At 73.3% G+C, this 21,737-nt stretch carries 16 protein-coding genes; 8 read left to right on the forward strand and 8 right to left on the reverse strand.

Going from position 1 to position 21,737, the window contains the following annotated elements:
* The first annotated feature begins 82 nt into the window (after window positions 1-82).
* Window positions 83-1,069: a DNA polymerase III subunit delta gene (gene holA, locus OG896_RS27125; RefSeq protein WP_329369493.1), complete on the forward strand. Its 987-nt coding sequence runs from the start codon at window positions 83-85 to the stop codon at window positions 1,067-1,069.
* A gap of 85 nt (window positions 1,070-1,154) precedes the next feature.
* Here the strand turns inward: holA and OG896_RS27130 are convergent, their stop codons facing one another.
* Complete coding sequence (locus OG896_RS27130; protein ID WP_329369495.1) at window positions 1,155-2,039, reverse strand: collagen-like triple helix repeat-containing protein; 885 nt, start codon at window positions 2,037-2,039, stop codon at window positions 1,155-1,157.
* 326 nt (window positions 2,040-2,365) lie between these two features.
* Window positions 2,366-2,632 carry a 30S ribosomal protein S20 gene (rpsT, locus tag OG896_RS27135; RefSeq protein WP_328464046.1) on the reverse strand — a complete coding sequence of 89 codons (267 nt, stop codon included), beginning with the start codon at window positions 2,630-2,632 and terminating at the stop codon, window positions 2,366-2,368.
* Window positions 2,633-2,892: 260 nt separating this feature from the next.
* Here rpsT and lepA point away from each other — a divergent pair, with 260 nt between their 5' ends.
* The 3 genes from lepA to hemW all read left to right on the forward strand — a co-directional run bounded on the left by lepA (window position 2,893) and on the right by hemW (window position 8,112).
* The gene (gene lepA, locus OG896_RS27140; protein ID WP_329369496.1) at window positions 2,893-4,776 is read left to right on the forward strand and encodes a translation elongation factor 4; all 1,884 of its coding nucleotides are present in this window, start codon (window positions 2,893-2,895) and stop codon (window positions 4,774-4,776) included.
* Window positions 4,777-4,949: 173 nt separating this feature from the next.
* Window positions 4,950-6,833 carry an AMP-dependent synthetase/ligase gene (locus tag OG896_RS27145; protein ID WP_329369497.1) on the forward strand — a complete coding sequence of 628 codons (1,884 nt, stop codon included), beginning with the start codon at window positions 4,950-4,952 and terminating at the stop codon, window positions 6,831-6,833.
* Between the two features lie 46 nt (window positions 6,834-6,879).
* Window positions 6,880-8,112, forward strand: a complete 1,233-nt coding sequence (gene hemW / locus OG896_RS27150; protein WP_329369499.1) for a radical SAM family heme chaperone HemW — start codon at window positions 6,880-6,882, stop codon at window positions 8,110-8,112.
* Window positions 8,113-8,148: 36 nt separating this feature from the next.
* Here hemW and OG896_RS27155 read toward each other — a convergent pair whose 3' ends face one another.
* Window positions 8,149-8,979, reverse strand: coding sequence for a DUF3097 domain-containing protein (locus OG896_RS27155; RefSeq protein WP_329369501.1), 831 nt, complete (start codon window positions 8,977-8,979; stop codon window positions 8,149-8,151).
* 369 nt (window positions 8,980-9,348) lie between these two features.
* On the reverse strand, window positions 9,349-10,065 hold the full coding sequence (locus OG896_RS27160; RefSeq protein WP_329369503.1) for an MBL fold metallo-hydrolase: 717 nt from the start codon (window positions 10,063-10,065) through the stop codon (window positions 9,349-9,351).
* Window positions 10,066-10,325: 260 nt separating this feature from the next.
* On the opposite strand from OG896_RS27160, the gene hrcA reads away from it, so the two are divergent.
* The 4 genes from hrcA (at window position 10,326) to OG896_RS27180 (ending at window position 14,379) form a co-directional block, all read left to right on the forward strand.
* The gene (hrcA, locus tag OG896_RS27165; protein WP_329369505.1) at window positions 10,326-11,342 is read left to right on the forward strand and encodes a heat-inducible transcriptional repressor HrcA; all 1,017 of its coding nucleotides are present in this window, start codon (window positions 10,326-10,328) and stop codon (window positions 11,340-11,342) included.
* A complete protein-coding gene (gene dnaJ / locus OG896_RS27170; protein ID WP_103889160.1) occupies window positions 11,343-12,479 on the forward strand; it encodes a molecular chaperone DnaJ in 1,137 nt (378 codons plus the stop codon).
* 95 nt (window positions 12,480-12,574) lie between these two features.
* Entirely contained in the window at window positions 12,575-13,639 is a 1,065-nt protein-coding gene (locus OG896_RS27175; RefSeq protein WP_329369506.1) for a nitronate monooxygenase, read from the forward strand.
* Window positions 13,636-14,379 carry a 16S rRNA (uracil(1498)-N(3))-methyltransferase gene (locus OG896_RS27180; RefSeq protein WP_329369508.1) on the forward strand — a complete coding sequence of 248 codons (744 nt, stop codon included), beginning with the start codon at window positions 13,636-13,638 and terminating at the stop codon, window positions 14,377-14,379. Before OG896_RS27175 ends, OG896_RS27180 begins: the two co-directional genes overlap by 4 nt.
* A gap of 205 nt (window positions 14,380-14,584) precedes the next feature.
* Here the strand turns inward: OG896_RS27180 and OG896_RS27185 are convergent, their stop codons facing one another.
* From OG896_RS27185 to OG896_RS27200, 4 genes are all read right to left on the reverse strand, one after another.
* A complete protein-coding gene (locus OG896_RS27185) occupies window positions 14,585-17,365 on the reverse strand; it encodes a glycoside hydrolase family 3 C-terminal domain-containing protein (protein ID WP_329369510.1) in 2,781 nt (926 codons plus the stop codon).
* Between the two features lie 686 nt (window positions 17,366-18,051).
* A complete protein-coding gene (locus OG896_RS27190) occupies window positions 18,052-18,558 on the reverse strand; it encodes a DUF4232 domain-containing protein (protein WP_329369512.1) in 507 nt (168 codons plus the stop codon).
* Between the two features lie 143 nt (window positions 18,559-18,701).
* Complete coding sequence (locus OG896_RS27195) at window positions 18,702-19,376, reverse strand: hypothetical protein (RefSeq protein WP_329369513.1); 675 nt, start codon at window positions 19,374-19,376, stop codon at window positions 18,702-18,704.
* Window positions 19,377-19,534: 158 nt separating this feature from the next.
* Window positions 19,535-21,532, reverse strand: a complete 1,998-nt coding sequence (locus tag OG896_RS27200; protein ID WP_329369514.1) for a S53 family peptidase — start codon at window positions 21,530-21,532, stop codon at window positions 19,535-19,537.
* Between the last annotated feature and the right edge of the window lie 205 nt (window positions 21,533-21,737).

Genomic DNA, 21,737 nt, shown 5'->3' on the forward strand with positions numbered 1-21,737 from the left:
CGGCGGTTGAACCCGGGCGGGGGGACGGCAGAAGCGCGAGCGGAGGACGGGGTTGTCGGTGCCGCGTGGGATGCTGGTCGCGATGGCCAGGAAGACCGCTTCAGACGACGTACTCGCCCCGCTGACGCTTGCCGTCGGCCAGGAGGACCTGCTGCTGGACCGCGCGGTGCGCGAGGTGGTGACCGCCGCCAAGGCCGCCGACCCGGACACCGATGTGCGGGACCTGCCGCCGGAGGCGGTGCAGCCGGGCACGCTCGCGGAGCTGACCAGCCCGTCGCTGTTCGCCGAGCGCAAGGTGATCGTGGTGCGCAACGCGCAGGACGTCTCCGCGGACTCCGTGAAGGACATCAAAACGTATCTGGCCGCGCCCGCCGAGGAGATCATCCTGGTGCTGCTGCACGCCGGCGGCGCCAAGGGCAAGGCGCTGCTGGACGCGGCCCGCAAGGCGGGCGCGCGCGAGGTGGCCTGCCCGAAGATGACCAAGCCCGCCGACCGGCTCGGGTTCGTCCGGCAGGAGTTCCGGACCCTCGGCCGGTCCGCGACCCCGGAGGCGGCCCAGGCGCTGGTCGACTCCATCGGCAGCGACCTGCGCGAACTCGCCAGCGCCTGCGCTCAGTTGACCGCCGATGTGGACGGCACCATCGATGTCGACGTGGTGGCCCGCTACTACACCGGGCGGGCCGAGGCCACCGGCTTCGAGGTCGCCGACCTCGCGGTGACCGGGCGCACCGCCGAGGCACTGGAGCGGCTGCGCTGGGCGCTGTCCGTCGGCCAGCCGCTGCCCGGCATCACCTTCGCGCTCGCCTCGGGTGTGCGGTCGATCGGCAAGCTCGCCTCCGCGCCGCGCGGCGCCAACCCGGGCCAGCTCGCCCGCGATCTCGGCATGCCGCCCTGGAAGATCGACCGGGTCAGGCAGCAGATGCGCGGCTGGACCGCGGACGGCGTCTCGGTCGCCCTGCGCGCGGTCGCCGACGCGGACGCCGCCGTGAAGGGCGGGGCCGCCGACCCCGCCTACGCCCTGGAGAAGGCCGTGGTCACCATCGCCCGCGCCGCCCGCTCCCGCACCTGACCGCCCGCCCGACCCGCCAGGCCCGACCCACCTGCCCGGCCCGAGCCGCCCGCGCCGCCCGCCTTCGTACCCGTACCCGGGCCCGCTACTTCAGCTTCGGCAGCGTCGCCCGCGTCGCCGTCTTCACCATGGTGGCGGCCTCGTCGACGGTCGTGGAGTCGTCGCTGCTCGTGCCGACGCTGTAGGAACTCCAGCTCATCGTGTACGTCATCCAGCCGTCGCGGACCGCGAGGGTGACGTACTGGCTGCTGCTCTCGTCCTCCGTCAGCAGGTACGCCTCCTGCCCGATGCCGGCGACGGTCGAGATCTTGTACTGCTGGTGCCGCTGGGTGTAGCTGCGCCAGGTGTCGGCGAACTCCGCTTTCGGGTCCGTCTTGTGGTGCAGGGTCACATCGACGTACAGGTAGGCGTCGGAGAGGGAGGACGTCTCCTTCTTGAGGCTCTGGTCGCAGTACATCTCGTCGACCGTGGCGGTCTTGGTGGTGTACGACGTCGGGTCGTCGTCCTTCTGCGGGTACTGCGTGGTGAAGGCGGACACGTCCTCGGTGTCGCAGAGGTTGTCCTTCACCGCGTATCCGCGCAGGTCGGCCTTGGCCGAGGAGTCCTTGCCGAGCAGCAGCACCCCGCCGCCCCACAGCGCGGACGCCACCGCCGCGCCGACCACCGCCCACAGCACCGCCCGCCCGGCCCCGCCGGAGGTCCGCGGCGCCCCCGGCATCCCCGGTGCCCCGGGCGCACCCGGCTGCATGTAGTAGCCCTGCGTCGGCGGCTGCTGCGCGGCGCCCGGCTGTCCGGGAGCCGGCTGCCCGTACGCTCCGGGCTGGGCGTAGGGGTTGTGCTGGGCCGGCACCGGGGTCCCGTATCCACCGACCGGCGGCTGCGGGGGTATCGGGCCAGGGCCGGGGCCCTGGCCGGGCGTGTTTGGCTGCTGGTAGGGGTTGGGGCTCGGCTGCTCGGGCGGCGTCGACATGCGGTGAGAATATCGGCGCGCTGCCCCTGCGGCGACGGGCGGTCACGGAACGCACACGTACCCGTGACCCCGTCGCGACCCGAACGTGCGAGAGCCCGCCCGGGCCGACCCGGGCGGGCTCTCGAAGTACGTCGGGCGCCGCAGGCACGTGGCGAACGTCCGCGTGCGACGCACGTGGTCGGGGCGATGCCGGTCCGGGCGGTAGAGGGGCCGCTGAGTCCGGTTGCCGGCGGTGCCGCGATCCATGACGCGTGGTCGTCCGGACGCGCCTGCCCCGGTCAGGGGCGCGCGGCCGTACGGCCGTGGAACGTGGTGGTGCGGGTGGTTCAGCCCTGGAGCGCGGAGACCGACTGAGCCAGCGCCGACTTCTTGTTGGCGGCCTGGTTCTTGTGGATGACGCCCTTGCTCACGGCCTTGTCGAGCTTCTTGGCGGCGGCGCGCGCGGCGGCGTCGGCCTTCGCGCTGTCGCCGGCCGCGACGGCCTCGCGGGTGCGACGGATCGCGGTCTTCAGCTCGGACTTGACGGCCTTGTTGCGCAGGCGCGCCTTCTCGTTGGTCTTGTTGCGCTTGATCTGGGACTTGATGTTCGCCACGAAAGAGCCTTCTCAGGTTCGTCTGGCCGCCGGCTGATGCCGTCGGCGTGTCTACCAGGAGTGCGCGCCTCGGGTAGAGGGCACGAGACGCAGCGGTCCAGGCTACCAGCAGCGCACGCGCGCTCCCAAACCGTGCCCGCCCCCCGGCCATGGGACTATGGGGGACAGTCCATACCCCGACGCTCTCCGATGTTCCCCGACGCTCCCGCTGTTCTCCGACGCTCCCTCGACCCTCACGTTCTCAAGAAACTGGACCCCGCGTGCCCGCGACCCCTTCCCCTCTGCCGCACGACGTCCCGGAGCCGAGCCGTACCGACCCGGCGCTGATCCGGAACTTCTGCATCATCGCCCACATCGACCACGGCAAGTCGACGCTGGCCGACCGGATGCTCCAGCTCACCGGAGTCGTCGACCAGCGGCAGATGCGCGCCCAGTACCTCGACCGGATGGACATCGAGCGCGAGCGCGGCATCACCATCAAGTCGCAGGCCGTCCGGCTGCCGTGGGCGCCGACCACCGGTGACGGCCAGGGCCGCACCCACATCCTGAACATGATCGACACCCCCGGCCACGTGGACTTCACCTACGAGGTGTCCCGCTCGCTGGCCGCCTGCGAGGGCACGATCCTGCTGGTCGACGCGGCCCAGGGCATCGAGGCGCAGACGCTCGCCAACCTCTACCTCGCGATGGAGAACGACCTCACCATCGTGCCGGTGCTCAACAAGATCGACCTGCCCGCCGCCCAGCCGGAGAAGTTCGCCGAGGAGCTGGCCAACCTGATCGGCTGCGACCCCGCCGACGTGCTGCGGGTCTCGGCGAAGACCGGCGTCGGCGTGGACGCGCTGCTGGACCGGGTGGTCCGCGACGTGCCGGCCCCGGTGGGCGTCGCCGACGCCCCGGCCCGCGCGATGATCTTCGACTCGGTCTACGACTCCTACCGCGGCGTGGTCACCTATGTCCGGGTGATCGACGGGCAGCTCACCAAGCGCGAGCGGATCAGGATGATGTCCACCGGCGCGGTGCACGAGCTGCTGGAGATCGGCACCAACTCCCCGGAGATGCTCGCCGCCGACGGCCTGGGCGTGGGCGAGGTCGGCTACCTGATCACCGGGGTGAAGGACGTCCGGCAGTCCAAGGTCGGTGACACCATCACCACCCAGGCCGCCGGCGCCACCGAGGCGCTGGGCGGCTACAAGGACCCCAAGCCGATGGTCTTCTCCGGCCTGTATCCGCTGGACGGCTCCGACTACCCCGAGCTGCGCGAGGCCCTGGACAAGCTCCAGCTCAACGACGCGGCGCTGGTCTACGAGCCCGAGACGTCCGCCGCCCTCGGCTTCGGCTTCCGGGTCGGCTTCCTCGGGCTGCTGCACCTGGACGTGATCCGCGAGCGGCTGGAGCGCGAGTTCGGCCTCGACCTGATCGCCACCGCCCCCAACGTGGTCTACCGCGTCACGATGGAGGACGGCGCCGAGCACACCGTCACCAACCCCAGCGAGTTCCCCGAGGGCAAGATCGACGAGGTGCACGAGCCGGTGGTGCGCGCCACCGTGCTCGCCCCCACCGAGTTCATCGGCGCGATCATGGAGCTGTGCCAGAACCGGCGCGGCTCGCTGCTCGGCATGGACTACCTCTCCGAGGACCGGGTGGAGATCCGCTACACCCTGCCGCTGGCCGAGATCGTCTTCGACTTCTTCGACCAGCTCAAGTCCAAGACCCGCGGCTACGCCTCGCTGGACTACGAGCCCACCGGCGAGCAGAGCGCCGACCTGGTGAAGGTCGACATCCTGCTGCACGGCGACAAGGTCGACGCGTTCTCCGCGATCACCCACAAGGAGAAGGCGTACGCCTACGGGGTGCGGCTGGTCGGCAAGCTGCGCGCGCTGATCCCGCGGCAGAACTTCGAGGTGCCCATCCAGGCCGCCATCGGGGCCCGGGTGATCGCCCGCGAGACGGTGCGCGCCATCCGCAAGGACGTCCTCGCCAAGTGCTACGGCGGCGACATCTCCCGTAAGCGCAAGCTGCTGGAGAAGCAGAAGGAGGGCAAGAAGCGGATGAAGATGGTCGGCAACGTCGAGGTGCCGCAGGAGGCGTTCATCGCGGTGCTGTCCACCGACTCCGAGGGGGAGTCCAAGGCGAAGAAGTAGGGCGCGGGGCGGGCCGCGCCGCCGGGCGGGGAGGGCGGTGGGGAAACGGGTGGGTCCGGTCACGGTTTACGACCCGCCGCCCGTTCCCCCTTACGTGCCGGGCGCTGGGCCTCTACCCTGATCGCGGATAGGTTACTGGTGAGTTAAGAACGCCGTTCGGCCCGGAGGTTGTCGTGACCGACACACAGACGTTGATCGAGAACCGGCCGCCGTCCGTGGCCACGCTCTTCCTGCAGCGGGTCGACGCGACGCCGGACGCCGAGGCGTACCGCATGCCGGTGCCGCCCGCGTCCGGCGAGGGCCCCGACGAGTGGCGGTCGCTGACCTGGGCGCAGGCCGCGAGCCGGGTGTACGCCATCGCGGCCGGCCTGATGGACCTCGGGGTGCGCCCCGAGGAGCGGGTCGCGATCGCCGCGAACACCTCGGTGGACTGGATTCTCTCCGACCTCGGCGTGCTGTGCGCGGGCGCCGCCACCACCACGGTCTACCCGTCCACCAACGCCGACGAGACCGCGTTCATCCTCGCCGACTCCGACAGCCGGGTGCTGATCGCCGAGGACGCGGCCCAGCTCGCCAAGGCCCGCGAGCGGCGCGCCGACCTGCCCGACCTCGCGCACGTCGTGGTCATCGACCCGACGGGCGCCGACGCAGCCGACAGCGACGGCTGGGTGCTGTCCCTCGCCGACCTGGAGAAGCGCGGCGCCGCCTACCTGGAGCGGCACCCGACCGCCGTCACCGACGCCATCGGCGCGCTCACCAAGGACCAGCTCGCCACCCTCATCTACACCTCCGGCACCACCGGCCGCCCCAAGGGCGTGCGCCTGCCGCACGACGCGTGGGCGTACATGGCCCGCGCCATCGAGGCGGTCGGCCTGCTCGACGAGAACGACGTGCAGTACCTGTGGCTGCCGCTCGCGCACGTCTTCGGCAAGGTGCTCACCGCCGGGCACATCACCATCGGCCACGTCACCGCCGTGGACGGCCGGGTCGACAAGATCATCGAGAACCTGCCGGTGGTCCGGCCCACCTACATGGCCGCCGTGCCGCGGATCTTCGAGAAGGTCTACAACGGGGTCGCCGCCAAGGCCAGGGAGGGCGGCAACGCGAAGTACAAGATCTTCCTGTGGTCCGCCCAGGTCGCCCGCGACTACGCCAAGGCGGCGCAGAACAGCATGCGGCTGACCGGCACCCCGTCCGTGCCGCTGCCGCTGCGCAGCAAGCACGCGGTCGCCGACCGGCTGGTCTACGCGAAGCTGCGCGAGGCGTTCGGCGGCCGGCTGCGCGCCTGCGTCTCCGGGTCCGCCGCGCTCGCCCCCGAGATCGGCTTCTTCTTCGCCGGCGCCGGCATCCACATCCTGGAGGGCTACGGCCTCACCGAGTCCAGCGCGGCGAGCTTCGTCAACCCCGGCGAGTCCTACCGCACCGGCACCGTCGGCAAGGCGCTGCCCGGCCTGGAGGTCCGGATCGGCGAGGACGGCGAGGTCCTGCTGCGCGGCCCCGGCATCATGCAGGGCTACCACGGGCTGCCCGAGCAGACCGCCGAGGTGCTGGAGCCCGACGGCTGGTTCCACACCGGGGACATCGGCGAGCTGTCGCCCGACGGCTTCCTGAAGATCACCGACCGCAAGAAGGACCTGATCAAGACCTCCGGCGGCAAGTACATCGCGCCGGCCGAGGTCGAGGGCCAGTTCAAGGCGGTGTGCCCGTTCGTCAGCAACGTCCTGGTGGTCGGCGGCGGCCGCAACTTCTGTACGGCGCTGCTCGCCCTCGACGAGCCGACGCTCCTGGGCTGGGCCGAGGACAACGGCCTCGGCGGCCGGCCGTACGCGGAGGTGGTCGGCACCGACCAGGTGCGCGAGCTGATCGACGGGTACGTCCAGGAGGTCAACGCCGGGCTCCAGCGGTGGCAGCAGATCCGCCAGTTCCGCATCCTCCCGCGCGACCTCGACGTCGAGCACGGCGACCTCACGCCCAGCCTCAAGCTGAAGCGGCCGGTCGTCGAGCGCGAGTTCGCCCCGCTGATCGACGAGATGTACCAGGGCGCCCGCGAGGCCTGAGGACGGCGCCGCCGAGCGTTCCCCCCGGGTGACGGATACTGGACGAATGCCTTCCGTACTCCCCGAGGGGGAACCCGTGCCCGCGGACGGCGGTCTGCCGCCTTCCGCGTTCGAGGGCGCCGAAGACCGCCCGCTCGGGTTCTACCTGCATGTGCCCTACTGCGCCACGCGGTGCGGGTACTGCGACTTCAACACGTACACCGCGAGCGAGCTGCGGGGCTCGGGCGGGGCGCTGGCGTCGCGGGAGAACTACGCGGACGTGCTGGCCGAGGAGGTGCGGCTGGCCCGGAAGGTGCTGGGCGACGACCCCCGCGAGGTCAGCACCGTGTTCGTCGGCGGCGGCACCCCCACGCTGCTGCCGGCCGCCGACCTCGGCCGGATGCTCGCCGCGATCAGGGCGGAGTTCGGGCTCGCCGCCGACGCCGAGGTGACCACGGAGGCGAACCCGGAGTCCGTCGACCCGGCCTATCTGGCCGGACTGCGGGCCGCCGGCTTCAACCGGATCTCGTTCGGCATGCAGAGCGCCCGGCAGCACGTGCTGAAGGTGCTGGACCGCACGCACACCCCCGGCCGCCCCGAGGCGTGCGTCGCCGAGGCCCGCGCCGCCGGGTTCGAGCACGTGAACCTCGACCTGATCTACGGCACCCCCGGCGAGAGCGACCAGGACTGGCACGCGTCGCTGGACGCGGCGATCGGCGCCGAGCCCGACCACGTCTCGGCGTACGCGCTGATCGTGGAGGAGGGCACCGGGCTGGCCCGCCGCATCCGGCGCGGCGAGGTGCCGATGACCGACGACGACGTGCACGCCGACCGCTACCTGATCACCGAGGAGCGGCTGTCGGCCGCGGGCTTCGGCTGGTACGAGGTCTCGAACTGGGCCACCGGGCCCGCCGCGCGCTGCCGCCACAACGAGCTGTACTGGACCGGCGCGGACTGGTGGGGCGCGGGTCCCGGCGCGCACAGCCACGTCGGCGGGGTGCGCTGGTGGAACGCCAAGCACCCGGGCGCCTACGCGCAGGCCCTCGCCGAGGGGCGCACCCCCGGGGTCGGCCGGGAACTGCTCGGCGCGGAGGACCGGCGGGTGGAGCGGGTCCTGCTGGAGCTGCGGCTCGCCGACGGCTGCCCGCTGGCGATCCTCGCGGAACAGGGCGCGAAGGCCGCCGCCCGCGCGGTAAGGGACGGTCTCCTGGAGCCCGGCCCTTACGCGGAGGGCCGCGCCGTCCTCACGCTGCGCGGCCGGCTGCTCGCCGACGCCGTGGTCAGGGACCTGGTCGACTGACGCCCGCGGCCGGCCGCCCCGGCGCCGCCTCCCGCACTACGGCGCCGTCACGAAGTCGATCAGGTGCTCCACGGCCCCCAGCAGCTCGGGCTTGAGGTCCTTGTACGACGCCACCGACGCCAGGATGCGCTGCCACGCCTCGCCCGTGGTGAGGTCCGTCCAGCCCAGCGCCCGGCACACGCCCGTCTTCCAGTCCTCCCCGCGCGGCACCCGGGGCCACTCCGGGATGCCGACCGACGACGGCTTCACGGCCTCCCACACGTCGATGTACGGGTGGCCGACCACCAGCACGTCGGCGCCGGTGACCGACGCGGCGATCCGGGACTCCTTGGAGCCCGGCACCAGGTGGTCCACCAGCACGCCGAGGCGGGCGTCCGGGCCGGGCGAGAACGCCGAGACGATCGCGGGCAGGTCGTCGACGCCCTCCAGGTACTCCACGACGACGCCCTCGACCCGCAGGTCGTGGCCCCACACCCGCTCCACCAGCTCCGCGTCGTGGCGGCCCTCCACGTAGATCCGCCCGGCCCGGGCGACCCGTGCCTTCGCGCCCGTCACGGCGATCGAGCCCGACGCCGACAGCAGCGGGCCGCGCGGGGCCGGTGCGGCCGCGCGCGGGCGTACGAGGGTCACGGTGCGGCCGTCGATCAGGAAGCCGCGCGGCGCCATCGGGAACACCCGCAGCTTGCCGAAGCGGTCCTCCAACGTCACGGTCAGGCCCTCGGCGGTCTTCTCGACCCGGACCACGGCTCCGCAGAACCCCGTGCTCACCTCTTCGACCACCAGGTCCCGCTCCGCGGCCACCTCCGGCGCCGCGTCGGACTTCTTCCAGGGCGGGGTGAGGTCAGGGTCATAACTCCTGCTACGCATGCGGATGATCGTAGGGCCTGACCCCCCGGGTTTCCCGGATCTCCCGCCCCGGGACCACCCGTCGTGCCCGCCCCCCACGGCAACCCGCCGTCCTGGCTGCCCCCGGAGCTTCGCCTGGGAGGCACCCGCACACACCCAGGGGCGCGGGGAACTGCGCGCTCAGCAGGCCACCGGGCCGAGGACGGGGACGGCGGGCAACCAAGACGGCGGGAACCCGAAGGGGCGCGGGGAACTGCGCGCTCAGCAGGCCACCGGGTCGAGGACGGGGACGGTGGGCAACCAAGACGGCGGGAACCCGAAGGGGCGCGGGGAACTGCGCGGCAAGCCACCCACCGAGGGGTGGTCCCGGGGCCGACAGGACGGGGCAGCCTAGGGGGTCAGGGCATCCCGCAACCCGCGGACGAAGCGGGCGTCGACCACCGCGCCGTGCCCGGGGACGTAGCGGGCCGTCTCGCCCCCGAGGGCGAGGAGGGCGTCGAGGGTGGCCGGCCACTCCGCCGGGAGGGCGTCGGGGCCGGCCTGGGGCTCCCCGGACTCCTCGACGAGGTCCCCGCAGAAGACCACCGTGGGATCGCTGGCCGTGGCGCCGGGCACGTGCACGACGAGGTCATGGCCGGTGTGCCCGCGGCCGGGGTGGACCAGCAGCACCGGGCGGTCGCCGAGGTCGAGGGCGAGCCGGTCGTCGACCAGGTGCGTCGGGCGGCGCAGCGCGGCGGCCGCGTCGGCCGCCTCCGCGGGGTCGGTGCCGTGCGCCACCGCGTCGGCGCGCAGGACGTTGCCCTCGCGCCGCAGCAGACCGTCGAGCGCGCGCTGCCCGTACACCTCGGCGTCCGGGAAGGCCGCGGTGCCGAAGACGTGGTCGAAGTGCCCGTGGGTGAGCACCACGTGGGTGACCGGGCGGCCGGTCAGCGCCTCGGCCTGGGCGCGCAGCTCCGCCCCCTCGCGCAGCGTGGACCCGGTGTCGACCAGCAGCACCCCGTCCGCGCCGACCACCAGCCCGATGGTCACGTCGAGGTGCGGCAGCCGCCGCCTGGCGACTCCCGGCGCGAGGTGCTCCCACACCGACCCGCTGTCCGCATCGCTCACGACTCGACGCTATCGCCATGCCCGCCGCGCCGCGCGCCGCACCCCCGGGACCCGCCCCGGTCGCGCGCGGTACGGTACCCACCCCGTGCGGCACCGTACGTACCGCGCGTATCGCCCGTACCGCCCGCCGCGCGAGACCGTATCCCCGGCGCTCTTGCCGTGCCCTTGCCGCCGCGCCGTACACTGACTGCGGGAGCGCTGGCACTCGAAACGGAGGAGTGCCAGGCCGCAGGGCCGGGACGCCGGGTTGGAGGTGCGCGATGTTGAGCGAACGCAGGCTGGAAGTGCTGCGTGCCATCGTTCAGGACTACGTCGGCACCGAGGAGCCGGTCGGTTCCAAGGCGCTCACCGAGCGGCACTCGCTGGGGGTGTCCCCGGCCACCGTGCGCAACGACATGGCGGTCCTGGAGGACGAGGGGTACATCGCGCAGCCCCACACCAGCGCCGGCCGTATCCCCACCGACAAGGGCTACCGGCTCTTCGTCGACAAGCTCGCCGGCGTCAAGCCGCTGTCGGGCGCGGAGCGGCGCGCCATCCAGAACTTCCTCGAAGGCGCCGTCGACCTCGACGACGTGGTGGCCCGCACCGTGCGGCTGCTCGCGCAGCTCACCCGGCAGGTCGCCGTCGTGCAGTACCCGTCGCTGACCCGCTCGTCGGTGCGCCACGTGGAACTGCTCTCGCTCGCGCCGGCCCGGGTGATGCTCGTGCTGATCACCGACACCGGCCGGGTCGAGCAGCGGATCATCGACTGCCCGGGGCCGGTCGGCGAGACGGTCCTCGCGGACCTGCGCGCCCGGCTCAACAGCCGTGTCACCGGCTGCCGTTTCCCCGAGGTGCCGCCGCTGGTGCAGGACCTGGCGGACAGCTTCGACCCCGACGACCGCCCGTCGGTCGCCACGGTGCTCGCCACCCTCCTCGAAACCCTCGTCGAGGAGAAGGAGGAGCGGATCATGCTGGGCGGCGCGGCCAACCTGACCCGGTTCCACCACGACTTCCCGCTCACGATCCGGCCGGTGCTCGAAGCGCTCGAGGAGCAGATGGTGCTCCTCAAACTCCTCGGAGAGACCGCCGACGGCACCATGACGGTCCGGATCGGGCATGAGAATTTTCACGAGGGCCTCAATTCCACCTCCGTGGTGGCGGTCGGCTACGGTTCGGGCGACGAGGCAGTCGCCAAGCTAGGCGTGGTCGGACCGACCCGCATGGACTACCCCGGAACGATGGGAGCGGTACGCGCAGTGGCACGTTACGTCGGACAGATCCTGGCGGAGTCGTAGGTGGCCACGGACTACTACGCCGTACTCGGCGTACGCCGCGACGCGGGCCCGGACGAGATCAAGAAGGCCTTCCGCCGCCTCGCCCGCGAACTGCACCCGGACGTCAATCCGGACCCGAAGACGCAGGAGCGGTTCAAGGAGATCAACGCGGCCTACGAGGTCCTCTCCGACCCGCAGAAGAAGCAGGTCTACGACCTCGGCGGCGACCCGCTGTCCGCCGCGGGCGGGGGCGGCGGCGCGGGCGGCTTCGGCGCGGGCTTCGGCAACTTCAGCGACATCATGGACGCCTTCTTCGGGCAGTCCTCGCAGCGCGGCCCGCGCTCGCGCACCCGGCGCGGCCAGGACGCGATGATCCGGCTGGAGATCGAGCTGGACGAGGCCGCGTTCGGCACCACCAAGGACATCCAGGTGGACACCGCGGTCACCTGCGGCACCTGCAACGGGGAGGGCGCCGCGCCCGGCACCTCCGCGCAGACCTGCGACATGTGCCGCGGTCGCGGCGAGGTCTCGCAGGTCACCCGCTCCTTCCTCGGCCAGGTCATGACCTCGCGGCCGTGCCCGCAGTGCCAGGGCTTCGGCACCGTGGTGCCCACCCCGTGCCCGGAGTGCGCGGGTGACGGCCGGGTGCGCTCCCGGCGGACCCTGACGGTGAAGATCCCGGCCGGCGTCGACAACGGCACCCGCATCCAGCTCGCCGGCGAGGGCGAGGTCGGCCCCGGCGGCGGCCCGGCCGGCGACCTGTACGTGGAGATCCGCGAGCTGCCGCACGCGGTCTTCCAGCGCCGCGGTGACGACCTGCACTGCACCGTCACCATCCCGATGACCGCGGCCGCGCTCGGCACCAAGTGCCCGCTGGAGACGCTGGACGGCCTGGAGGAGGTCGACGTGCGGCCCGGCACCCAGTCCGGCCAGTCGATCCCGCTGCACCAGCGCGGCATCACCCACCTGCGCGGCGGCGGGCGCGGCGACCTCATCGTGCACGTCGAGGTGGTCACCCCGCACAAGCTCGACGCCGACCAGGAGGACCTGCTGCGGCGGCTGGCGAAGCTGCGTGGCGAGGAGCGGCCCACCGGGCAGTTCGCGCCCGGCCAGCAGGGGCTGTTCTCCCGGCTGAAGGACGCCTTCAACGGGCGGTGAGGACGCCGTTCGCGGGGCGGGCCCGCCGTTGGCGGTCTCCCGCCCCGGCCACCCCGCGGCACCTGGCGCGGCACCCTACGTGACACGATGACCACATGCCCGCGTTGACCGATCTTTCCTCCTATTCGGCGTACCCGATCGTGCAGGCCCCGATGGCCGGCGGCGCGTCCAACCCGCGGCTGGCGGCCGCGGTGGCGGGCGCCGGCGGCCTCGGCTTCCTCGCCGCCGGGTACAAGACGTCCGAGGCGATGTACCAGGAGATCCGGCAACTGCGGGACGCCACGTCGCAACCCTTCGGGGTGAACTTGTTCATGCCGCAGCCCGGCACCGTCGATCCGTCCGCGGTCGAGGTCTACGCCGAGCAGCTCGCCGGCGAGGCCGCCTGGTACGGCACGGCGCTCGGCGACCCGGAGGCGGGCTCCGACGACGGGTACGACGCCAAGGTGGCGATCCTGCTGGAGGACCCGGTGCCGATGGTGAGCTTCACCTTCGGCTGCCCCGACCGGACCGTGCTGGACGCGTTCGCGAAGGCCGGCACCTACACCGTCGTCACCGTCACCACGCCCGCGGAGGCGCTGGCCGCCCAGTGGGCCGGGGCCGACGCGCTGTGCGTGCAGGGCGTCGAGGCCGGCGGCCACCAGGGCACCCACCGCGACGACCCCCAACTCGACGGCACCGGCTTCGGGTTGCTGTCGCTGATCACGCAGGTCCGCGAGGCGGTGCAACTGCCGATGATCGCCGCCGGCGGGCTGATGCGCGGCGAGCAGGTCGCCGCCGTGCTCGCCGCGGGCGCCGCCGCGGCCGCGCTCGGCACCGCGTTCCTGGTCTGCCCGGAGTCCGGCGCGTCCGCCCTGCACAAGCGGGCGGTCACCGACCCGGTGTACGCCCGTACCGAGTTGACCCGCGCGTTCACCGGCCGCCCGGCCCGCGGCCTGCTCAACCGCTTCGTCCGCGAGCACGGCCGCTACGCCCCGGCCGGCTACCCGCAAGTGCACCACCTGACCCAACCCGTTCGCCGGGCCGCCGCCGACCTCGGCGACCCGCAGGCGATGGCGCTGTGGGCCGGGCAGGGCCACCGGCTGGCCCGGGAGCTGTCGGCGGGCGCGCTCGTGGAGACCCTGGTCGCCGAACTCCACGCCGCTCAGGGGACCCACGCATGACCGCCCCTGTCTTCCTGGTCGGCCCCGACGCGCTCGACGGCTCCCCGGCGACGGTACGGCTCGACGGCGCGGAGGGCCGGCACGCGGTGTCGGTGCGGCGGCTCCAGGTCGGGGAGGAGATCGTGCTGACCGACGGGACCGGGCGCGGGGCCAGCGGCGTGGTCGCCGCGGTCACCGGCAAGGACGTCCTCGACGTCGAGGTGCGCGAGCCGCGCGCCGAGCCGGCGCCGGCCGTGTCGGTCACCGTCGTCCAGGCGCTGCCCAAGGGCGACCGGGGCGAACTCGCCGTGGAGACCATGACCGAGGCCGGGGTAGACGCGCTGGTGCCGTGGGCGGCGGCCCGCTGCGTGACGCAGTGGCGCGGCGAGCGCGGCGCGAAGTCCCTGGCGAAGTGGCGCTCCACCGCCCGGGAGGCCGCCAAGCAGGCCCGGCGGCTGCGGTTCCCCTCGGTCGCCGAGCAGGTGACGACACGTCAGCTCTGCGCGCTGCTCGCCGCCGCCGACTTCGCCGCGGTGCTCCACGAGGAGGGCTCCGCCCCGCTGGCCGGCGCCCGGCTCCCCACCACCGGTTCCGTGGTGCTGGTGGTCGGCCCCGAGGGCGGCGTCGCCCCGGAGGAGCTGGCCCTGTTCGCGGACGCCGGCGCGGCCGCCTACCGGCTGGGCCCCACGGTGCTGCGCACCTCGACGGCGGGAGTGGCGGCCGTGTCGCTGCTGATGGCCCGAACGGGCCGCTGGTCGTAGGGCGCCCCGCGCCCCCGGGTGGGTGACCCTCTTCTCGCGGAGGGAGCCGCACTCGCTCAGGGGCGCGTGGGGCCCTCCCCCTCGCTGCGCCGGGGGCACCCCCACCCAGGCGAAGCTCGGGGGGAGAGAGCTGCGCGAGCAACCCCACCACCGGGCAGGGTGCCCCTCGACCGGGGTCCAGGGGCACCCTGGGGGTCAGGGCACCCTAGCCCTGCTTCCAGACCTGGTTGGCCGCGCCGGTGCAGTCCCAGATCTGCACCTGGGTCCCGGGAGTGGTGGACTCGTCGGTGTCGTCCAGGCACCTCCCCGAACTCGGGTTGAGCAGCGCCCCGTCGGCCTGCGGCTGCCAGACCTGCGCACCGGTCCCGTTGCAGGTGTAGAGCTGCACCTTCGTGCCGTTGGCGGTGCCCGCCGACGTGATGTCCAGGCACTTGCCGAGCGCCCGCACCGTGTTGTCGCTGCCGACCGTCCACTGCTGGGCGGCGGTGCCGTTGCAGGTGTAGACGTCGACCTTCGTGCCGTCGGCGGAGTTCGCGGCGTTCACGTCCAGGCACAGGCCCTGGTAGCCGACGAGCTGACCGGCCAGCGCCGCGTCCGCGGGCACCACCGTCCACAGGAAGGTGGTCGAGGCGCTCGCGCCCGCGCCGTCGTGGGCGGTGACGGTCACCGTGCTGGTGCCGGCCTTGGTCGGGGTACCGGTGATCGCGCCCGAGGACGAGATCGCGGTACCCGCCGGCAGCCCGGTGGCGGTGAAGGACGGGGTCTGGCCGGCGGTGGTGTCGTGCGCGGCGACCTGCACGGACACCGCGGCGCCGGTGAGGCCCTCCTGCGCGCCCGGCGCGGTGACGGTCAGCGGCGTGCCGAGCTGCGCCGACGTGACGCCCAGGGTGCCGGTCAGCGGCAGGTTGCCGTCCGAGTCGCCGACCGAGATGCCGTAGGAGCCGGTCGCGGTGGTCCAGGCGCCGGACGAGGTGTCGTAGCTGCGCAGGTTCTGCTGGCTGACGGGGAAGCTGACGGTCTGGCTGGCGCCGGGCTGGAGGTCCACCCGGGCGAAGCCCTCCAGCTGCCGGGGCGGTTCGCCGTTGCCGGCCGGCCGGCTGACGTAGAGCTGGGCGACGTCGGCGCCGGCCCGCGCGCCGGTGTTGGTGACGGTCGCGGTCACGGTGGCCGCGCCGCCCGCCGCCAGGGCGCCCACGTGCAGGTCGCTGAAGGAGAAGCTGGTGTACGACAGGCCGTAGCCGAACGGGAAGAGCGGCGTGAGGTTGTTGGCGTCGTAGTAGCGGTAGCCGACGTCGACGCCCTCGGAGTACTGCACCTGCCCGCCGGTGCCGGGCCACTGCGCGGTGGTGTGCGCGGGGACCTGGGACAGCGAGGTGGGGAAGGTCACCGGGAGGTGGCCGGAGGGGTTGGTGTCGCCGAAGAGCAGCGAGGCGATCGCGGTGCCGTCGTTCTGGCCCGGGTACCACGCCTCCATGACGCCCTTCACGGAGTTCAGCCAGGGCATCGTCACGGCGGAGCCGGTGTTGAGCACCACCACCGTGTTCGGGTTGGCGGCGGCCACCGCCGAGATCAGGTTGTTCTCCGAGGCCGGCAGGTCGATGCCGCCCAGGTCGCTGCCCTCGGACTCGAAGTCACTGGCGAAGACCACCGCGACCGACGAGGCCGCGGCGAGCGAGGCGGCCGAGCCGGTGTCGGAGCCGCTGTCGTACTTGACGCTGACGCCGCCGCCGGCCCGGGCGGTGATGCCCTGCAACGGGGTGACGGTGCCGCTGGAGTTGACCGCCGCGCTGCCGCCGCCGGCGGTCTGCGGGCTGGTGGAGGCGTCCGCGCCGATGACCGCGATCGAGGAGGTGCCCGAGCCGAACGGCAGGACGCCGCCGCTGTCCTTCAGCAGGACGGTGCCCTCGGCGGAGAGCTGGGTCGCCGCGGTCTTGTTCGCGGTGCTGGTGGCGACCGCGCCCGGCGAGCCGGACGGCGCCTTGTCGAACTGGCCGAACGCGAACATCTCGGTGAGGATGCGGGTGGCCATCGTGTCGAGCGTGGCCTGGCTGACCGCCCCGGAGCCGACCGCGTTGCTCAGCGCGGTGCCGTAGTAGCCGTCGTTGCCCGGCATGTCCTGGTCCAGGCCGGAGTTGGCCGAGGCGGCGGTGGAGTGGGTGGCACCCCAGTCGGAGGTCACGAAGCCCTGGAAGCCGAACTGGCCTCGCAGCGTGCTGTTCAGCAGGTCGGGGTTCTGGCAGGCGTAGGTGCCGTTGATGGTGCTGTAGGAGCACATCACGGAGGAGGCCGCGCCCTGCTGCACCGCGTCCTGGAAAGCCGGCAGGTAGATCTCCTGGAGCGCCTTCTCGCTGATCACCGCGTCGTCCGAGGGGGTGTTGCGGTTGGTCTCCTGGTTGTAGACGGCCAGGTGCTTGACCTGGGCCATCACCCCCGTGGACTGCACGCCCCTGATGTCGGCGGCGCCCAACTGGCCGTTGAGGTAAGGGTCCTCGCCGATCGACTCGAAGGCGCGGCCCCAGCGCGGGTCGCGGTCGATGTTGATGGTCGGGCCGAGGTCGACGGTGGTGCCCTTGGCGGCCTGCTCGCTGCCGATCACCTGGCCGTACGTCTGCTCGGCCGCGGTGTCCCAGGTGGACGCGACGCTGACCGGTGCGGGCAGTTGGGTGACGTCGTTCATGCCGTCGGCGACGCCGGCCGGGCCGTCCTCCAGGGTCATCGCCGGGATGCACAGCGCGGGGATCGCCGGGGTGAACCCGACGTAGCTGGAGCCGCCGGTGCCGGTGGCCAGTGCCACCTTCTGGGCGGTCGTCATCTGCGCCAGCACCTGCGCGACCCGGTCGGGGATCGGTGCGGTGGAGTGCACCCAGGGGCAGGCACCGGCCGCGGTGGGGGCGGCCTGCGCGGTGGGGGCGGAGACGGCGCCGAGCAGGCCGGAGCCGCCGGCCACCAGGGCCAGGGCGGCGAGATACGGCGTTCGCCGTCTCACCGATGTGCGGAACGTGTGCACGATGCCTCCAAGCATCTGCCGAGGGGGGTGTTCCGGTCGGGGTTCGGGGTCGGGGTTCGGGGTCCGGTGGGGGAGTGGAGGTGCGGACGTGGAGGTGCGGACGTGGAGCTGGGGGCGGTGAGCGTGGTGCGTGGCGCGGTGGCCGACTTCGGAACATGGACGCATGCCCTACGGCGGCCGGGCGTCGTCACGGCGGCGCGGAACGCTCCGGCCCCGCGGTCGGACCGCGGGTGGAGCGCTCCCAGGAGTGCGCGTCCACGCACTCTTTCCGTGCCGAACGGGAGGACGGGAGAACGGGAGGACGGGAGAACGGGAAAGCAGGGAGCGAGAGTGCGGGGGGAGCGGGACAGCAGGCGTGCGGAAGCGCTGTGCGCGAAGGGGCCGACCCGCGGTCGCCGATGACGGCCGGTCGTCTGCCCATGGTGCGGGTGTGATTGAACTCGCCTACCGGGGCGCGGTCAAGGTCTGAACCATCATTGCGCCCAGCCCTTGACCGGCTGGCGCCATCCGCCCGTTTGGTTTCAAGGAGTGAAGCCATGACGCCTTCGCGGTGGACCGGTTGAGCAGGTGTCGCCTGAGAGCGGTCGCACGCAGAACGCGGGCCCGCACGACATACGTGCGAGCCCGCGTGGAGTGCGGTGCCCGGTGGTGGGGGCGGGCGCGGGTCAGGCGCCGCGCTGGACCGGGCCGACCAGGGTGCCCTTGGCGACCGTGAGCTTGCCGTCGGCGAAGGAGGTGCCGGGGATCTCGCCGCCGGGGGCCTGGAGCGTGAACGACGCCGCGTTCGCGGCGAGGCCGTGCGCGTTGTTGGGCACCTGGATGTCGAAGTGCACCGGGTGGCCCGGGCCGAAGGTCACCTTGGTGTGCTGGCTGCCGTAGCGCTTCGTGGTGAGCTTGACGCTCTTGTCGTGGTTCGTGAAGCGCACGCCGGTGGGAGAGCCGGCCAGCGTGCAGGACTCGTAGCCGCGAGGCGCGGTCAGGGTGACGCGGTAGTGCCGGTGCCCCGCGGAGTTGGCCGTCTGGGTGATCTTCGCGAGGTGGTTGGCCGGACGGCAGGCGGAGGGGGCGGGGCTCTTGCCCTTGGCCGGCGACGCCTGCGCGACTCCCGCACCGGCGGCCCCCACCAGTGCGGCGACGGCGAGGGTGACGGCAATCTTCCGGTTGGTACGCATCAACTCGTGCTCCTCGTCTTGCTCAACGGTCCCGAGGTCTCCCCGTCGGAACCATGGTCAACTCGATTGTTGCCCGACCTCCGCGGGAAAAATGTCCCGATAGCGCCACAGTCGCGTCACCGGTACGTGGGGGTATGGCCTCATCAGGCCAGCGACTGCCAGAACGCGGCCTCGTACGCCTGCATCAGCCGCGCCGCCTCCACTGCGGCCGAGGGGTCCTCTCCCGCGTCCAGGCCGGCCTGGAGCAGCCGGGTCGCCTGGGTCTCGAAGCCGGGCGGCAGGGTCGAGAAGAACGCGAAGAACTCCACGTCGCCGGCGGTCAGGTCGTAGCGCGGCGGCACGGCCTCCGCCAGACGCGCGCAATAACCGCCCCAGAAGCCGAAGTTGACCAGCAGCGCCAGCGCCAGCTCGCTGCGCGTGCCCGACCCGACCAGCCAGCCCAGATAGTGCGGATAGCCCTGCGCGGCGGGCGACGGCCGCCACCCGGCCGCACCGGCCGGCGGCCCCGCCGGATCGAGCGCCGACCCCAGCCGCGCCAGCAGCTCCAACGCCCGCGTCTCGCCCTGCGCCAGGCCGAGGAACAGCTCGGCCGCGGCATCGTCGCCGCCGAACCGCGACGCCGCCAGGGCGAAGCTGCGCCGGTCGCTGCGCACGATCAACGACTCCTCCGCCACCAGGCGGACCAGCCGCTCCCGGGGCGCGGCGCCGGCCTCCACCAGCTCCACGAACGCGTTGTGCGCGGCGGCGCCGGCCAGCTCGCGCCGCGCCCGGGCGATCAACTCCTGTGCCGCGCCGTGCCGTTCGTCGAGCGGTTCCACGCAAACCTCCGGAAAGCACCGTGAAAGCGGGCGGTCGGCCGGAAACCTACCCGTTCCCGGCCGCACCGACGCGGTGCCACGCCCACCCGTTCCCTGCTCGCGGGCGGTCCCCGTTCGGGGGCGGTCCCGTTCGCGGGCGGTCCGTCTCCGCGGGCTGACTACCGCCTGACGGGCAGGAGCCGGAAGGAGCGCAGATAGGCCGGGGCTGGCGAGCCGACGCCCGTCACCTCGTCGTAGCCGGGGACCGCGGCCAGCGAGGAGTCGTGGCCGAGGGTCTGGAGCGTGGTGGAGGTGCCCGCCGAATCGTCCACGCCGTTGCGGTAGTCGACCCGTACGGCAGCCAACTGCCGGTCGGTGCCGAGCGGGTGGTCGGTGACGTCGTGGAAGTCGGCGGCGTGCCGCTGGTCGTAGAGGCGGGGGTTGGCGAAGCCGATCGGGAAGCCCTGCGCCTGCTGGGCGAGTGCCTGGATGCCGGCGATCACCGGCGCGGCCAGGCTGGTGCCGCCGATCCTGAACTCGCTGTACTTCACGGTGCCGTCGGGAAAGCTCTGGGTCTGGCCGATGAGGAAGCCGGTGGTGGGGTCGGCGACCGCCGCGATGTCCGGGACGGTCCGCATCGCCCGCCCGCCGCCCTGCCGCGCGAGGGCGGCCGGTACCACGCCGCGCTGGTACCACGGCTGGGCCGCCCGCGTGCTCGCCCCGCCGCCCGCGCCGTCGTCGAAGGTGCCCGGCAGCGAGGACCACGCGGTCCCGGTGGCGTTCAGCCGCGAGTTGTCGGTGCCCCAGCCGGTCTCCCACTGGTAGCCGTCGTCCGCGCCCACCGCGAGCGACGTCCCGCCGACCGCGGTCACCCACGGCCGCGACGCGGGCGTCTCGCTCTGCTTGGTGCCGGTCGACGCCTTGTCGTCGCCGTCGTCGCCGCTGGAGAAGTAGAAGCCGATGCCCTCCAGCGCGCCGGTGGCGAACGTCTGGTCGTAGGCCGGGTCGAGCGCCGGGTCCGCGGCGCTCTCCGGCTCGCCCCACGAGTCGCTGACGATGTCCGCGAGATGGTGGTCCACGACGGTGTTCAGGGCCGCCAGCAGGTCGGGGTCGTCGCACGAGGCGGCACCGACGTACGTGATCCCGGCGTCCTGCGCCATCGCGTGCGCCGCCTCCACGTCGAGCGACTGCTCGCCGTACCAGCCGTCCGCGCCGCACTGGTCGGTGTCGGTCCAGGCCGGGGCGTCCACGGTGGTCAACTGGCCGGCGCGGTAAGGCGCGTCGCCGTTGCGCCGGGCGTACGTCTCGGCGTCCGCGGTCAGCGTCGGGGAGTGGTAGGCGTCCACCACCGCCACGGTCACGCCGCGGCCGGAGAGGCCCGAGCCGGTCACGCCGTACGCACTCCGCAACTGCCGCCCGGTGTAGCCCTGGACGGCGTACGGCGGGACGGCGCCGTACGCCTGCGGGACGCCCGCTGCCGGGTGGTCGCCCCAACTGGTCGAGAACGGCGGCGCGTTGACGAAGGCGGCGGTGGGGCCGGGGAGTTGATCGCCCGGCGAGGCCGCCGATACGGCCTTGGGCGTCGCCAGGTGCGGGGTGTCCTCCAGGCCGGTCACCGTCAGCACCGCGTCGGCCATGTCCGCCGGGACCGAGGCGGCGGTGACCGGCGCGGTGTAGACGTGGCCGCCCTTGCGGTACCGGTGCAGGGTCGTGCCGAACGCGGCGCTGACGGCCTTCGGGCTGCCCTGCACGGTCAGCTGGTGCGCGTCCGCGGCCGTCACCCGGAAGCCGGCGCCGGTCAGCCAGTCGCGTACGGCCGCCTGCCGGCCAGGCGTGGCGCCGTACCGCGCCTGTACCTGCGCCGGGGTGAGGTACCGGCCGTACTCCGCCGAGGCCGGGTCGGAGACCGAACGGGCCGCCGCCTCCAGCCCGGCGTGGTCCCGGCCGGCCAGGTACACGTGCGCGGTCACGGTCGTGCCGGTCGGCGCCTGGCCCTGGTCGGCCTGCGCGGTCGCCCACGGGGGCGCGGTACCGGGCAGGCCGATCCGCCCGGTGGGTACGGCGGGCACGGCGGACGGCGCGGCGGCGTGCGCGGCGGCGGGAGTGCCCGCCACCACCAGCCCCGCGGCCAGCAGGGACGCGGTACGGGCGAGGAGCTTGCGGCTGCGTCGGCGCATGGGCGGTCACCTCTCGGTGGTGGGCGGTGCGGGCCTTCCGAAGATGCATGACCCTTCACCGGCCGACGGCAACACGGACACCGGGAGATTGCCGCGGGCGGCGGCTGAAACTTCATCAGTTCGGGTGTTCCACCCCGCCCCTGCGGATGCGCGGCGGGCCGCACATACCCAGGGGCGCGGGGAGCTGCGCGACCAGCCCCCCACT

This window comes from Streptomyces sp. NBC_00669, assembly GCF_036226785.1.
GTDB lineage: Bacteria > Actinomycetota > Actinomycetes > Streptomycetales > Streptomycetaceae > Actinacidiphila.